At 70.4% G+C, this 14,530-nt stretch carries 11 protein-coding genes; 8 read left to right on the forward strand and 3 right to left on the reverse strand.

From position 1 onward, the window contains the following. Positions 1–1,101: 1,101 nt before the first annotated feature. Entirely contained in the window at positions 1,102–3,501 is a 2,400-nt protein-coding gene (locus ACIBO2_RS25800) for an FAD-dependent oxidoreductase (RefSeq protein ID WP_358555657.1), read from the forward strand. On the opposite strand, the gene ACIBO2_RS25805 is transcribed toward ACIBO2_RS25800, so the two are convergent. The 3 genes from ACIBO2_RS25805 to ACIBO2_RS25815 all read right to left on the reverse strand — a co-directional run bounded on the left by ACIBO2_RS25805 (position 3,458) and on the right by ACIBO2_RS25815 (position 6,166). Then, a complete protein-coding gene (locus ACIBO2_RS25805) occupies positions 3,458–4,279 on the reverse strand; it encodes a GntR family transcriptional regulator (RefSeq protein WP_358555654.1) in 822 nt (273 codons plus the stop codon). The genes ACIBO2_RS25800 and ACIBO2_RS25805 overlap by 44 nt on opposite strands. Positions 4,280–4,292: 13 nt before the next feature. Next, positions 4,293–5,426 (reverse strand): nitronate monooxygenase family protein, encoded by a 1,134-nt coding sequence (locus tag ACIBO2_RS25810; RefSeq protein WP_358555651.1) that lies wholly within the window; start codon positions 5,424–5,426, stop codon positions 4,293–4,295. 77 nt (positions 5,427–5,503) lie between these two features. Then, on the reverse strand, positions 5,504–6,166 hold the full coding sequence (locus ACIBO2_RS25815) for an acyltransferase (RefSeq protein WP_358555648.1): 663 nt from the start codon (positions 6,164–6,166) through the stop codon (positions 5,504–5,506). Between the two features lie 110 nt (positions 6,167–6,276). On the opposite strand from ACIBO2_RS25815, the gene ACIBO2_RS25820 reads away from it, so the two are divergent. The 7 genes from ACIBO2_RS25820 (at position 6,277) to ACIBO2_RS25850 (ending at position 14,463) form a co-directional block, all read left to right on the forward strand. Beyond that, on the forward strand, positions 6,277–7,941 hold the full coding sequence (locus tag ACIBO2_RS25820; protein ID WP_358555646.1) for a CTP synthase: 1,665 nt from the start codon (positions 6,277–6,279) through the stop codon (positions 7,939–7,941). Next, on the forward strand, positions 7,938–8,549 hold the full coding sequence (locus ACIBO2_RS25825; RefSeq protein WP_358555643.1) for an NUDIX hydrolase: 612 nt from the start codon (positions 7,938–7,940) through the stop codon (positions 8,547–8,549). The genes ACIBO2_RS25820 and ACIBO2_RS25825 overlap by 4 nt, the downstream gene beginning before the upstream one ends. Before the next feature lie 15 nt (positions 8,550–8,564). Further along, complete coding sequence (locus ACIBO2_RS25830) at positions 8,565–9,470, forward strand: site-specific tyrosine recombinase XerD (RefSeq protein WP_357945676.1); 906 nt, start codon at positions 8,565–8,567, stop codon at positions 9,468–9,470. Between the two features lie 116 nt (positions 9,471–9,586). Then, the gene (locus tag ACIBO2_RS25835; protein ID WP_357945679.1) at positions 9,587–10,528 is read left to right on the forward strand and encodes a ParA family protein; all 942 of its coding nucleotides are present in this window, start codon (positions 9,587–9,589) and stop codon (positions 10,526–10,528) included. Then, complete coding sequence (locus tag ACIBO2_RS25840) at positions 10,525–11,337, forward strand: segregation/condensation protein A (RefSeq protein ID WP_357945681.1); 813 nt, start codon at positions 10,525–10,527, stop codon at positions 11,335–11,337. The genes ACIBO2_RS25835 and ACIBO2_RS25840 overlap by 4 nt, the downstream gene beginning before the upstream one ends. Positions 11,338–11,659: 322 nt before the next feature. After that, complete coding sequence (gene scpB / locus ACIBO2_RS25845) at positions 11,660–12,316, forward strand: SMC-Scp complex subunit ScpB (protein WP_397300797.1); 657 nt, start codon at positions 11,660–11,662, stop codon at positions 12,314–12,316. Continuing rightward, a complete protein-coding gene (locus ACIBO2_RS25850; protein WP_397299935.1) occupies positions 12,313–14,463 on the forward strand; it encodes a pseudouridine synthase in 2,151 nt (716 codons plus the stop codon). Before scpB ends, ACIBO2_RS25850 begins: the two co-directional genes overlap by 4 nt. The last annotated feature ends 67 nt before the right edge of the window (positions 14,464–14,530 follow it).

Genomic DNA, 14,530 nt, shown 5'->3' on the forward strand with positions numbered 1-14,530 from the left:
TGCGTGAAAGGTAGCCATCTGGATCACACCTCCAACGGTGATGACTAGGGCTGGTCAACGCGGGGCTTCAAAGCACCTGACGGCACCTCAAGCCCTCTCCTTCAGGAGGGGATCGTTGACGATCGATGCTAGCGCCGACACCGTTACTGAAGACTGAGCGGGAGTGGGCCCTGTTGTCAGGGCGCTCATGCTCAGCCGCGCGCCCCGAACGGTGGTGGGCGTGCTGGTTGCCCGCGTTGTGGCTGTGTCCGGGCGGCGCGGATCGTGTCTGTGGTCCGGGGGTGCGGGCGGGGTCCCTCACGCCTAAGAGCATCCGGTTCGGCCTGGACGCTCCGATGCCCGCGACGATCGCTCTGGTCATCGCGGGGCGGTGTCGTCCGTCGCCGGATCGCATGGCCTTGGGCGCGCCTGCCGATCGCGATGCTCTCGGCATCGTGCCGGCTGGTCTTACGGTTGTTGGAAGTGAGGGGCTGTTGCCAGTGCTGAGCCCCCCACTTGGAGGTGTAGGCCGGGTCCACCGCGATGATCGCGATGCCGCGCGCCTTAGCCATGCGCGCCGGGCGGGCACAATGGCCCGCCAAACGGCGACCATGCCAGTGGGCGCACCACGACGTCACCGCCTCCGCTGGGAAAGCCGACCCGTGCGCTCGCATGACCCGCACCTCCCGACTTTCACAGACAGTGACCGTAAGATTACCAGCATTTGGCTGCGTCGGGTAGAACATATGAGCGACACGTGAACACCACTCGCCGCACACAACCCATGCACGACATCACGACCGACATTCAGGGCTGGTAGCCGCACGGCAGGCCGGACCGTGTGTGAGGCCGGCGAACGAAAACAACGCCGCGCCCGGCGGGGCCCGGCGTTGATAGCCGGACCCTAGGACCGCATAGGCGATCTGAAACGGCAGGTCGCCCGGCCACCGGCGTGCACGGCGAATCCAGTAACCGTGTCGTGCGACTGGCATGCGAGATCCCGGGCCGCACCGGCCTCCTTAGGACTCACACAATCGCACTTGCATCTACCCACTCAATCTTAAAGATGAACAGTTGGATGCCCCCTAAACGGTCTAGACCTTTTAGTGTAGCCTCGCCCGCATGAGCGACTCGGCCCGCATCGTGATCATCGGCGGCGGCGTGGGCGGCGCCTCCGTCGCCTACCACCTGACCCAGCTCGGCGAACGCGACGTCCTCCTGCTGGACCGCGACGAGCTGACCAGCGGCTCGACCTTCCACTCCGCGGGGCTGGTCGGCCAGCTGCGCGCCGACCCCACGCTGACCAGGATGAACCAGTACTCGGTGGAGCTCTACCGCACGCTCGACGCCGGCTGGACGGAGTGCGGCGGCATCAAGCTGGCCGGCACACCGGAGCGGATGGCCGAGATCCGCCGCCAGATCGGCTGGGCGCGCACGTTCGGCCTGCCGCTGGAGGAGATCTCCGTCGCCGAGGCGGTCGAGCTGTTCCCGCTGATGGACCCCTCGGGCGTCGTCGGCGCGGCGTACCTGCCCACCGACGGGCAGATCGACCCCTCCGCGCTCTGCTACGCGCTGGCCACGAAGGCCCGCGAGGGCGGCGCCCGCGTCAGGACCAGGACCCGCGTGCTCGGCATCGACACCGAACGCGGCCGGGTCACGCGCGTACGCACCGACCAGGGCGACATCGACTGCGAAGTGGTCGTCAACTGCGGCGGCATGTTCGCCGCCGAGATCGGCCGGATGGCCGGGGTGCGGATCCCGATCGTGCCGATGTCGCACCAGTACGTGGTCACCGACGCCTTCCATGAGCACACCGGCCTGCCGACGTTGCGCGACCCCGACCTGCTCGTCTACTACCGGCAAGAGGTGCAGGGCCTGGTCATGGGCGGCTACGAGCGCACCTGCGCCCCCTGGACGGCGAACGAGACCTCCTACGACGCCATCCCGGCCGACTTCAACGGCCGCCTGCTCGCCGAAGATTGGGACCGATTCACCGAAATCTCGGAGAATTCGCGGATCCGTGTCCCGGCCATGGCCGACGTCGGCATCCGCAAGATGATCAACGGCCCGGAGGCGTTCACCCCCGACAACGAGTTCTGCCTGGGCGAGACCGAGGTCGGCGGGTTCTTCGTGGCGGCCGGGTTCTGCGCGCACGGCATCGCGGGCGCCGGCGGCATCGGCAGGGTGATGGCCGAGTGGATCGTCGAGGGCGAGCCCGCCATGGACGTCTGGCACATGGACATCCGCCGCTTCGGCCCCCAGTACCGCTCCCCGTCCTACACCCTCGCCCGCGCGGTGGAGAACTACGAGACCTACTACGACATCCGCTACCCCGGCCACGAGCGCTCGGCGGGCCGCCCGCTCAAGGTCTCCCCGGCGTACGGCTGGCACGCCGCGCACGGCGCCGAGTTCGGCGAGAAGGCGGGCTGGGAGCGGGTCAACTACTACCGGTCCAACGAGCCGGACCGGTCCAACGAGCCGGATGGTGGCCGCGATGAGCGGCCCCAAGGGTGGGCCGGACGGCTGTGGTCGCCCGCGATCGGGGTCGAACACCGGGCCGTGCGGGAGACGGCGGGCCTGTTCGACGAGACCTCCTTCGCCAAGATCCAGGTTACCGGGCCGGACGCCGCCGAGCTGCTCGAATGGGTCTGCGACAACCGCGTCGCCCGCCAGGTGGGCGCGGTGACGTACACGCAGGCGCTCAACCGGCGCGGCGGCATCGAGTGCGACTTCACCGTCACCAGGCGGGCCGAGGACGAGTTCCTCATCGTGACCGGCACCGCGTTCGGCTCGCACGACCTGGGCTGGCTGCGCAAGCAGGCCGCGCTCAGAGGCGCCGACGTGCGGATCGCCGACGTGACCGGCCAGTACGCCTGCTTCGCCCTGTGGGGGCCGCGCGCCCGCGACATCCTCGGGACGCTCACGCCCGACCCGCTCGGATTCCCGTTCATGTCGGCGCGGGAGCTGACCGTGGGTGACGTGCCGGTGCTGGCGCTGCGGGTGACGTTCGTGGGGGAGCTGGGCTGGGAGTTGTACTGCTCCAGCGAGTACGGCCTGGCGCTCTGGCAGGCGCTGTGGGCGGCCGGGCAGCCGTACGGGCTGCGGGCCGGCGGCTACCGGGCCATCGACAGCCTGCGCCTGGAGAAGGGCTACCGCGTCTGGGGCGCCGACATCGGGCCCGAGACCACACCGTACGAGGCGGGGCTGGGCTTCTGCGTCAAGCTCGACAAGGACTTCCTCGGCAAGGACGCGCTCGACCCCCACCCCGAGCGGCGGCTGCGCTGCCTGACCCTGGAGCCGGGGGCGATCGCGCTCGGCAACGAGCCGGTGCGCCTGGACGGCCAGGTCGTGGCCCGGATCACCTCGGGCGGCCACGGCTACACGGTCGGCTCGCCGATCGCCTACGCCTATCTGCCGGTGGGGCCGGGCGTCAAGGTCGAGGTCGAGGTGGAGGGCGCCTGGGTGACCGGGACCGTCGTCAGTGACCCGCTCTTCGACCCGGCGGGGGAGCGGGTGCGCTGAGGCCGCCACGGGCGGGTGCGCTGAGGCCGCTGCGGACCGAGATGCGCACCCGGTCGGAGCGGAACAGGTCGCGGGCGAACTCCACCGGCTCCCCGGCCGCCGCGTAGGCGGTGCGCTCGATCAGCATGAGCGGCGTGCCCGGCTCGACGCCCAGCTCGGCGGCCTCGTCGGACCTGGCGATGACCGGGTCGAGGTGCTCGACGGCGGTGCGCGGCTCCAGGTCGTAGCGGGTGGCCAGCAGGGCGTAGAGCGACCCGTCGAGGTCCTGCTCCAGGAAGCCGGGCAGCGCGGGGAAGAAGGAGCGTTCGAGCGCCACCGGCGACTGCCCGGCCGAGCGTACCCGCGCGACGTGGTGCACCGGCTCGCCCACGGCGAGCTCCAGGGCGGCGGCGACGGAGCGGGGCGCGGGGACGGTAGTGGCGACCAGCACTCTGGCCTCGGCCTGGAGATGGGCGCGCCGCATCTGCTCGGTGAACCCCGCCAGCCCCGTCAGATCGCACTCGACGCGCGGGTCGGCGACGAACGCGCCGCCCGACCTGCCCGGCGTCCTGACCAGGACGCCGTCGTGCTCCAGCGTCGCCAGCGCCTGCCTGAGCGTCATCCGGCTCACGCCCAGGCGCGCCGACAGCTCCCGCTCGCCCGGGAGCCGGTCGCCGGGCTCCATCTCGCCGCTGCCGATGGACTGCAGCAGCCACCGCTCGATCTGCACGTGCGCGGGGACACCGGTGCCGCGCTCGACCTCGGGTGTCCCGACCACACGCGCATCGTAGCCGGTCACGCCGACAGCTCGGTCACCTCGACAGAGCGGTCAATCCGGACAGCCGCTCCACCGCGTCGGCGAACTCGCTCACCATCTCGTAGACCACCTCGCGAGCTGGCTTGACCTGGTCGAGCTGGCCGACGACCTGCCCGACGAAGTAGTTGGCCAGCTCCACGGCCCCCGGCTCGCCGCGCTCGGCGGCCGTGCCGATGCGGGCCATCGCGGCCTCGGCCACGAGCATCTGCAGCGGCATCCCGAGCGGGCCGGGGCTCTCCGGCCCGGAGTCCCACTCCTCGGTCCAGGCCGACTTGAGCTGCCTGGCCGGCTTGCCGGTACGCGACCTGGACCTGACCGTGTCGAGCGAGGAGGCGGCCAGCATCTTCCGCTTCACCGAGGGCGCCGTCTCCGCCTCCTCGGTGGTCAGCCAGACCGACCCGCACCACACGCCTTCGGCGCCGAGCGCCATCGCCGCGGCCATCTGCCGCCCCGAGGCGATGCCGCCCGCCGCCAGCACGGGCACCGGGGCGACCGCGTCCACGACCTGCGGCACCAGCACCATCGTGGCGATCTCGCCGGTGTGCCCGCCGGCCTCGGTGCCCTGGGCCACGATCAGGTCCGCGCCGGCCGCCACCTGCCTGTGGGCGTGCTCGACGGTGCCCACCAGCGCGGCCACCGGTACGCCCGCCGCCCTCGCCTTGGCCACCATCTCCGGTGGCGGCGGTCCGAGCGCGCTGGCGATCAGGCCGATCGGATGCTTGAGCGCCACGTCGATCAGCCCGGTCGCGCCCGCCGCGGTCACCCGCCTGCCGAACTCGTCCGTCGAGGCGGCCACCGGCTGCGGCGGGGCGTTCACGCCGTACTTGGACAGCAGGTGCGTGACGAAGTCGCGGTGCCGTTCCGGGATGAAGTCGGTCAAATGGGCGTCGAGATCGAGCGCCGACGCGTCGAGCTTGCCGGGCACCAGCACGTCGACCCCGTACGGGCGGCCGTCCACCCGCTCGTCGATCCAGGTGAGCTCGGTGTCGAGTTGGTCGGGGGTGTAGGCGACCGCGCCCAGGACGCCGAAGCCGCCCGCGTTGGTGACCGCGGCCACCACGTCGCGGCAGTGGCTGAAGGCGAACAACGGGAACTCGACGCCGAGACGTTCGCAAATGGCGGTCCGCATGGTCCGACGCTAGCCGCCAGAAGGTTGTTCGGTCTACAGCTTGGGCGGGGCGGGATCCACCGTCTGAGCGGCCGAGCTCAGGAGGCGGTGGCCTGCCGGTCCATGGCCAGCGAGATGCCCGGAGTGTGCCAGCCCAGCGCGGGATCGTAGCTGCGTACCAGCTTGGCGGGCACGCCCGCGACCACGCTGTGGTCGGGGAACTCACCGCGGACGACCGCGCCGCCCGCCACCACGCACTGACGGCCGATCCTGGTGCCGGGCAGGATGATCGCGCCCGCCCCGAGCCAGGAGCCCGCGCCGATCGAGACCGGACTGTTGCGTGGCCACTGCCGGCCGATCGGTGTCTCCGGGTCGTCGTAGACGTGGTTCTGGTCGGTGATGTAGACGTACGGGCCGGTGAAGACGTGCTCGCCGATGTCGATCGACTGGTGGGCCACGATGTGCGAGCCCCGGCCGATCGAGCAGCCGCCGCCGATCCGCAGGATCGAGTCCGGGCCCAGGTCGACGCCGGGGCCCATGCCGCAGGACAGCGACACGCGTTCGCCGATCAGCGTGTGGTCGCCGATCTCGATCCACCGCTCGCCGAAGATCGCGCCCGGCGGGAAGGCGATGCTGACCCCGTCGCCCAGATGACGGAATCTGGTGCCGCCCGGACTGGCCGGGGTGATCGCCCCGGCCGCGCGGATCGCCTTGTAGGCACGGTGAATCAGCGCGCCCGTTGCCCGCCGTACTAATGACATAGGGCCCAAAGTTACCGCTAGGTCATGCCGTTCGGGCATGTCGGGGGCGTTGTTTGATATCCTGAGAGCCCGTGGACGCTTCGACCACACATCGACCCACGGGAGCCCCTTTGCGCAGCGCATCGCAAACCAAGCATCTATTCGTCACCGGCGGTGTCGCCTCCAGCCTTGGGAAGGGGCTCACCGCCTCCAGCCTGGGCCGTCTGCTCAAGGGACGCGGTCTCCGGGTCACCATGCAGAAGCTCGACCCCTACCTCAATGTGGACCCCGGGACGATGAACCCGTTCCAGCACGGCGAGGTCTTCGTCACCGACGACGGATCCGAGACCGACCTCGACGTCGGCCACTACGAGCGGTTCCTTGACACCGATCTGCACGGTTCGGCGAACGTCACCACCGGCCAGGTCTACTCCAACGTCATCGCCAAGGAGCGGCGCGGCGAATATCTGGGCGACACGGTCCAGGTCATCCCGCACATCACGAATGAGATCAAGGACCGCATCCGGGGCATGGCGGGTCCTGAGGTCGACGTGGTCATCACCGAGGTGGGCGGCACGGTCGGTGACATCGAGTCGCTGCCGTTCCTGGAGGCCGTACGCCAGATCAGGCATGAGGTCGGGCGCGACAACGTCTTCTTCCTGCACGTCTCGCTGCTGCCGTACATCGGCCCGTCCGGCGAGCTGAAGACCAAGCCGACACAGCACAGCGTGGCCGCGCTGCGCAGCATCGGCATCCAGCCCGACGCGATCGTGCTGCGCTCCGACCGGCCCGTGCAGACGGCGATCAAGCGGAAGATCAGCCTGATGTGCGACGTGGACGAGGACGCCGTGGTCTCGGCCGTGGACGCGGCCTCGATCTATGACATCCCCAAGGTGCTCCACTCCGAGGGGCTCGACGCCTATGTGGTGCGGCGGCTCGGCCTGCCCTTCCGCGACGTGGACTGGAAGGAGTGGGAGGAGCTCCTGCGCCGGGTGCACCGCCCGGCCAAGGAGGTCACCATCGCCCTGGTCGGCAAGTACATCGACCTGCCCGACGCCTACCTGTCCGTCACCGAGGCGCTGCGGGCGGGCGGGTTCGCCAATGACGCCCGCGTCAACATCCGCTGGGTCAAGAGCGACGACTGCGAGACGCCCGAGGGCGCCGAGCGCGAGCTCGACGGCGTCGACGGCGTGCTGATCCCCGGCGGGTTCGGCGTGCGCGGCATCGAGGGCAAGATCGGCGCGATCCGCCACGCCCGGGAGGGCAAGATCCCGCTGCTCGGCATCTGCCTCGGCATGCAGGGCATGGTCATCGAGGCCGCGCGCAACCTGGCGGGGCTCGAAGACGCCAATTCCAGCGAGTTCGACCCCGACGCCAAGCACTCGGTCATCTCCACGATGGCCGACCAGGAGGACGTCGTCGCCGGCGAGCGCGACATGGGCGGCACCATGCGCCTGGGCAGCTACACCGCCAAGCTCGGCGAGGGCACCCTGGCCAGGCAGCTGTACGGCGGGAAGGCCAAGGTCGCCGAACGCCACCGGCACCGCTACGAGGTCTCCAACGCCTACCGCGAACGCCTGGAGAAGGTCGGCCTGGTGTTCTCCGGGCTGTCGCCCGACGGCCGCCTGGTCGAATACACCGAGCTGCCCGTCGAGGCCCACCCGTTCTTCATCGGCACCCAGGCCCACCCCGAGTTCCGCTCCCGGCCGACGCGGGCCAACCCGATGTTCAAGGGGCTGATCAACGCCGCGCTCGCCTACGCCGACAGCCGGGTGACCGCGAAGGTGGCCAAGTGAGGGTGGAAGACACGCCCGAGGCGTGGGAAGTCGTCGAATCCAAGGACCGGTTCGCGGGCCGGGTGATGAACGTGGTCACCGACACCGTCCGTATGCCGGGGGACACGGTCGCCGACCGCGACTACGCCGTGCACCCCGGGTCCGTCGCGGTCCTCGCGCTCGACGAGCAGGACCGGGTCCTGCTGATCCGGCAGTACCGTCACCCGACGCGCCACCTGCTCTGGGAACTGCCCGCCGGACTGCGCGACGTGGAAGGAGAATCACTGGTCACCGGCGCCGCGCGGGAGCTGGCCGAGGAGGCCGGATACCGCGCCGAGACCTGGCACACACTGGTCGACCTCTACACCTCGCCCGGTATGTCCAACGAGCGGATCCGGGTGTTCCTGGCCCGCGGCTTGTCGAAGATTCCCGAGGACGAGAACGGCTTCGTCCACGAACACGAAGAGATCGACATGCCGGTCGAATGGGTGCCTCTACCCGACGCGGTCGAAAGGGCGCTCATGGGAATGATCCACAATTCCCCGACCGTGGCCGGTATCCTCGCCGCATATGCGGCTTCGGTCGAGGGATTCGCCCTGTTGCGCCCCGCCGACGCCAAGGAGGCGTGACGGAAGGACCAGTTCGTGGAGGCAGTGCTCTCCAGCTACCTCGCCCACCTCACGGTGGAGCGGGGCCTGGCTGCCAACACACTGGCGTCCTACCGCCGTGACCTCGACCGTTACTTCGAGCACCTTCGCTCGCGCGGCCGCGTGTCGCTCGGCGAGGTGGGCGAGGCCGACGTCCTCGACTTCCTCGCCGCGCTGCGGGAAGGCGACTGCGACCACCCCGCCCTCGTGGCCAGCTCGGCCGCGCGGGCGGTGTCGGCCGTCCGCGGCCTGCACCGCTTCGCGCTGCGCGAGGGCGTCACGGCCCACGACCCGGCGCACCAGGTGCGTCCGCCGCGACAGCTCCGCAGGCTGCCCAAGGCGATCACCGTCGACGAGGTCGAGCGGCTCATCGCCGCCTCCGGCCCCGACGGCGCGCCGCTGACCCTCCGCAACCGCGCCCTGCTGGAGGTCCTGTACGGCACGGGCGCCCGCATCTCCGAAGCCGTCGGCCTGGCCGTGGACGACCTGGAGGCCGAGCAGGTACGGCTGCGCGGCAAGGGCAGCCGTACCCGCGTCGTGCCCCTGGGCCGCTACGCCCGCTCCGCGCTGGACGCCTACCTCGTCAGGGCCCGCCCCGGCCTCGTGGCCCACGGCCGGGGCACGCCCGCCGCCTTCCTCAACGCCAGGGGCGGCCGGCTCACCCGGCAGGGCGCCTGGGAGGTGCTCCAGGCCGCCGCCGAACGAGCCGGACTCGCCGGGATATCTCCGCACGTTCTCCGTCATTCCTTCGCAACCCACCTCCTTGACGGCGGAGCCGACGTTAGGGTGGTCCAGGAGTTGCTCGGCCACGCCTCGGTCACGACCACGCAGGTCTACACCCTGGTCACCGTCGACAAACTCCGCGAGGTGTACGCCGCCGCGCATCCCCGTGCCCGGCAGTGATCTATAGTCTTTTGCGACGTGCGGCACTTCGGCGTGCCGCCTTGCCGCGTTAAGTGGTGACGCCATAGTGTCCGTCCGGACGGTCCGGTTCGGGATCGTCAGGGAGGTTCGAGCTGGTGACTGTGAAGACCAACGGTTCGGCCCCGGGGACCCCCGACAACCCCTGGGGAGACACGAAGACCAACACGCCTTCCATAGGCGTGAATCTGGGCCCCACCCGGCGTCCCCGCCCGGTGTTCCCCGAACCTGTCGCGCCCGAGATCCACGGGCCCGCGCGGGTGGTCGCGATGGTCAATCAGAAGGGTGGGGTCGGCAAGACCACCACCACCATCAACCTGGGCGCCGCGCTCGTCGAATACGGCCTCAAGGTGCTGCTCGTCGACTTCGACCCGCAGGGCGCCCTGTCCGTCGGCCTCGGCATCAACCCGCTCCAGCTCGACCTGACGGTCTACAACCTGCTGATGGAGCGCAACGTCACCGCCGAGGACGTGCTGCTGGAGACCGGCGTCGAGGGCCTCGACCTGCTGCCCAGCAACATCGACCTGTCCGCCGCCGAAGTCCAGCTCGTCACCGAGGTGGCCCGCGAGCAGGTGCTCGGCCGCGTGATCAAGCCGCTGCTGCCGCACTACGACGTCTGCCTCATCGACTGCCAGCCGTCGCTGGGCCTGCTCACCATCAACGCGCTGACCTGCGCGCAGGGCGTCATGGTGCCGCTGGAGTGCGAGTTCTTCGCGCTGCGCGGCGTGGCCCTGCTCATGGACACCATCACCAAGGTGCAGGAACGCCTCAACGAGGACCTCGAGATCGAGGGCCTGCTCGCCACCATGTACGACGCGCGCACCCTGCACGGCCGAGAGGTGCTCGCCCGCGTCGTCGAGGCGTTCGGCGACAAGGTCTTCCACACCGTGATCAACCGCACCGTGCGCTTCCCCGACGCCACGGTCGCCGGCGAGCCGATCACCACCTTCGACCCGTCGTCCCTGGGTGCCAACGCTTACCGTGAGCTGGCCCGCGAGGTGCTGTCCCGCTGGCCGGCACCTGCGACAATGGCCAGGTGACGGAGACAGAGCCACAAGGGTTCAGGGTCCACCTGGACGTCTTCGAGGGGCCCTTCGACCTGCTCCTCGGCCTGATCTCCAAACACAAGCTCGACATCACCGAGATTTCGCTCTCCAAGGTCACCGACGAGTTCATCGCCTACATCCGGGCCCGTGGCCCCGAGTGGGATCTCGACGTGACCAGCCACTTCCTGCTGGTCGCGGCCACCCTGCTCGACCTCAAGGCGGCCCGGCTGCTGCCCTCGGGCGAGGTCGAGGACGAAGAGGACCTGGCTCTGCTGGAGGCCCGCGACCTGCTGTTCGCCCGGCTCCTGCAGTACAAGGCGTACAAAGAGGTGGCGAAGGTCTTCTCCGGCCGCATGGCCGAAGAGGCGCTGCGCTTCCCCCGCACCGCGCCCATGGAGCCGCAGTTCGCCAACCTCCTCCCGCAGCTCATCCTGGGCATCAGCCCGGACGACCTCGCCCGCATCGCCGCCCGTGCCTTCGTCCCCAAGCTGCCGCCCACGGTCAGCGTCGGGCACATCTATCAACCGCTGGCCAGCGTGCGGGAGCAAGCCGCTATTCTGGTTGCTCACCTGCGCCGCATGCGGCGGGCCACCTTCCGGGCCCTGGTGGCCGACTGTGACGGCACCATCGAGGTCATCGCCCGCTTCCTGGCGGTGCTGGAGCTCTTCCGGGAGTCCGCGGTCACCTTCGAACAGGTCGAAGCGCTGGGCGATCTGCACGTGACCTGGACCGGGACGGACGAGGGGGACGTCTCGGTGGGGGACGACTACGAGGAGAGCGCGGAGAAGACGGCTGATGACTGACCGCTTGGACGACACCCCGCCTCGCGAACCCGCCCCTTTGCCCGCCTGGATGACCCTCCCGGGGTCGCTCGCCGCCGCGAGCGCGGACGACGGCCTGGACGGCGGCCTGGACGACGGGCCGGACGACGGCCCGGAGGCCCCGCCTGCGGTCGATGAGGCGGAGGTCACGCCGTCCGAGCCGGAGGTGGACGATCGGCTCCAGGAGCCGTCTCCCGAGCCGGGTGATGGCCTTCAGGGCGCGTCGCCTGAGCTGGATGCGGACGACCGGCTCTTGTCCCCTGAGCTGGAGGACCGGCTCCAGGGGGCGTCCATCGAGCCGGACATGGATGATGAGCTTTGGGACGCGTCCCTCGTACCGACCGGTGCGGTGGTATCCGAGCCGGCCGGTCTGGACGACATACCCGATGAACCCGCCGATAGCGACCCCCAAGGCGGCGGCCCGACGCTCGGGGCGGCGCTCGAAGCCATCCTGATGGTCGTGGACGAGCCCGTCCCCGAAATGACCCTGGCGCAGGTGCTCGAACGGCCCACCCACGAGGTGAGCACCGCACTCCGGGCCTTGGCCGCGGAATACACCCAAGCCGGACGGGGTTTCGATCTGAGAGAAGTGGCAGGCGGTTGGCGGTTCTACACGCGAGCCGACTGCGCCGCGCTGGTCGAGCGGTTCGTCCGCGACGGCCAGCAGACCCGGCTCACCCAGGCCGCGCTGGAAACCCTCGCGGTCGTCGCCTACCGGCAACCGGTGAGCCGTGCACGAGTCGCCGCGGTCCGCGGCGTCAACAGCGACGGCGTCATGCGTACGCTCGTCGCCAGGGGCCTGGTCGAAGAGGCCGGCACCGACCCGGAGAGCCAGGCAGTGCTCTACCGGACAAGTTCATACTTCCTTGAACGCCTGGGACTGAAGGACATCGGCGAGCTTCCCGAGCTCGCGCCCTTCCTCCCCGACGACGTGGAAAACCTCGAGGAGAATACAAAGTGATCAACAGGCGCAGCACCCCGTCCGGTGATGGACGCGGTCGTGGACGCACCGGCGGCGCGAGCCGTGGCGGCCGTCCCGCCTTCCGCTCGGACGACTCGCGCGGCGGCCCCCGCCGTGAGGGGTTCAGCGGCGGTTCCCACCGAGACGATTCCCGCGGCGGACCCCGCCGCGATGACAGTGACCGCGGCGGAGCGCGCCGCGACGACAGTGACCGCGGCTACAGCCGCGACTCCGGAAGCGAGCTGGGCTCCGGCCGTGACTCGCTCCGCGCCGACCGTGGCGGTTCCCGCGCCCGGTACGGCAGGCCCGCCTCCGGCGACTCCCGCGACCGCTCCGGCTCGACGGGCGACCGGGGCGGCTACAACCGTTCCAGCTCAACGGGCGACCGTGGCGGCTACGACCGTTCCTCCCGTGACGACCGTTCGTCCCGCGAGCGTACGTACCGCGACGACCGCTCTCCCTCCCGCGACGACGACCGTCCGGCGCCCGGCAGCGACCGCGGCGGCTACTCGCAGTCCCGTGGCGGCTCTTCACCATCGCGCGGTGGCGACCGCGGCGGATATGGCGCGCAGTCGCGCGGCGACCGTGGCTACGGCGGGTCGTCCCGTGGCGAGCGCGGTGGCTACGGCTCGTCCGCCGGCGGCGAGCGCGGCGGATACCGCTCCGACCGTGGCGGCTCCGGCTCTCGGGAGGGTGGCGGCCGTGACGGCTACCGTCCCCAGCGTCGTGGCGACCGTGGCGGTTTCCAGGGCGCCCGCCGCGACGACCGGGGCGGTTTCCGTTCCGACCGCAGTGACGATCGGGGTGGCTTCCGTTCCGAGCGTCGTGACGACCGCGGTGGTTTCCAGGGTGCGGGCCGCGACGATCGCGGTGGCTTCCGTTCCCCGCGCCGCGACGACCGTGGCGGTTTCCAAGGCGCCCGCAGTGACGACCGTGGTGGCTTCCGTTCCGAGCGTCGTGACGACCGCGGCGGCTTCCGGCCCGAGCGTCGTGACGACCGCGGCGGTTACCAGAGTGACCGTCGTGACGATCGGGGCGGATCGCGTCCCGAGCGCACGGAGGACCGTGGCGGCTTCCGGGCCGACCGTGGTGGCCGCAGGGATGGCGGTTCCCGTACCGAGTCCCCGAGGAGCGGCTACAGCCGCGGAGAGTCCCCGCGGACCGGTACCGGCCGTGGAGAGTCCACTCGTGCCCGCTTCGGGCGGCGTGACGACGCCGGCTCGCGTCGCGACGCCGGCCGCCCGGCCCGTACCCCCAGGCGCGACGATGTTCAGACCATCGGCGGCGGGCGTACGTCCGGCGGACGGGACGGGGCGGCCACCGGTGCGCCGCGCGACCGGTTCAAGACCGCTCGCCAGCCCATGCGGGATCGCAACTTCTTCCCCGACGGCTACACCGACGAGCGCGACACCACCGAGGTGCCCGGCGGCGTACGGCTGCAGAAGGTGCTCGCCCAGGCGGGCGTGGCCAGCCGTCGCGCCTGCGAGGAGATGATCGGCGACGGCCGCGTCACCGTGAACGGGCAGGTCGTACGGAGGTTCGGGGCCAAGGTGGACCCGGCGGCGCAGGTCATCCACGTGGACGGCAAGCGCATCCCGACCGCCCCCGACCTGGTCTACTACGCCCTGAACAAGCCCATCGGCGTCGTGTCCACCATGGACGACCCGCAGGGCCGGCCGTGCCTGGCCGACTATGTGGAGGAGCTCGCGCCGAGGCTGTTCCACGTGGGCAGGCTCGACACCGAGACCGAGGGGCTGCTGCTGCTCACCAACGACGGCGAGCTGGCCAACCGGCTGACTCACCCGAGTTATGGGGTGCAGAAGAAGTACTGGGCGAAGGTTCCGGGTCCGATCCCGCGTGATCTGAGCCGTCGGCTCAAGCAGGGCATCGAGCTGGAAGACGGCATCGCCAAGATCGACTCCTTCTCGATCGTGCAGGAGCACGGCCAGCAGGCGCTGGTCGAGGTCGTTCTGCACGAAGGCCGCAATCACATCGTCCGTCGGCTGCTCGAAGAGGCGGGTCATCGCGTCATCGACCTGGCCAGGATCGAGTTCGGGCCGGTCAAGCTGGGCCGTACCAAGGCGGGCACCGTCAGGGCGCTGTCCCTGAAGGAGGTCGGCGAGCTTTACGCCGCTGTGAAGCTGTGACGCAGAAGCTGTAATCTGGCGGGAACGCAGGAGCCCGTGCGAACCTCCGCACGGGCTTCACCGCTAT

This window comes from Nonomuraea sp. NPDC050022 (assembly GCF_044460705.1).
Classification (GTDB): domain Bacteria; phylum Actinomycetota; class Actinomycetes; order Streptosporangiales; family Streptosporangiaceae; genus Nonomuraea.

Bases quoted from the DNA above. Each gene is read 5' to 3' on its own strand.
- ACIBO2_RS25810 (WP_358555651.1), bottom strand. From the start codon at position 5,426: ATGCGGACCGCCATTTGCGAACGTCTCGGCGTCGAGTTCCCGTTGTTC.
- scpB (WP_397300797.1), top strand. From the start codon at position 11,660: ATGGATGATGAGCTTTGGGACGCGTCCCTCGTACCGACCGGTGCGGTG.
- ACIBO2_RS25800 (WP_358555657.1), top strand. From the start codon at position 1,102: ATGAGCGACTCGGCCCGCATCGTGATCATCGGCGGCGGCGTGGGCGGC.
- ACIBO2_RS25815 (WP_358555648.1), bottom strand. From the start codon at position 6,166: ATGTCATTAGTACGGCGGGCAACGGGCGCGCTGATTCACCGTGCCTAC.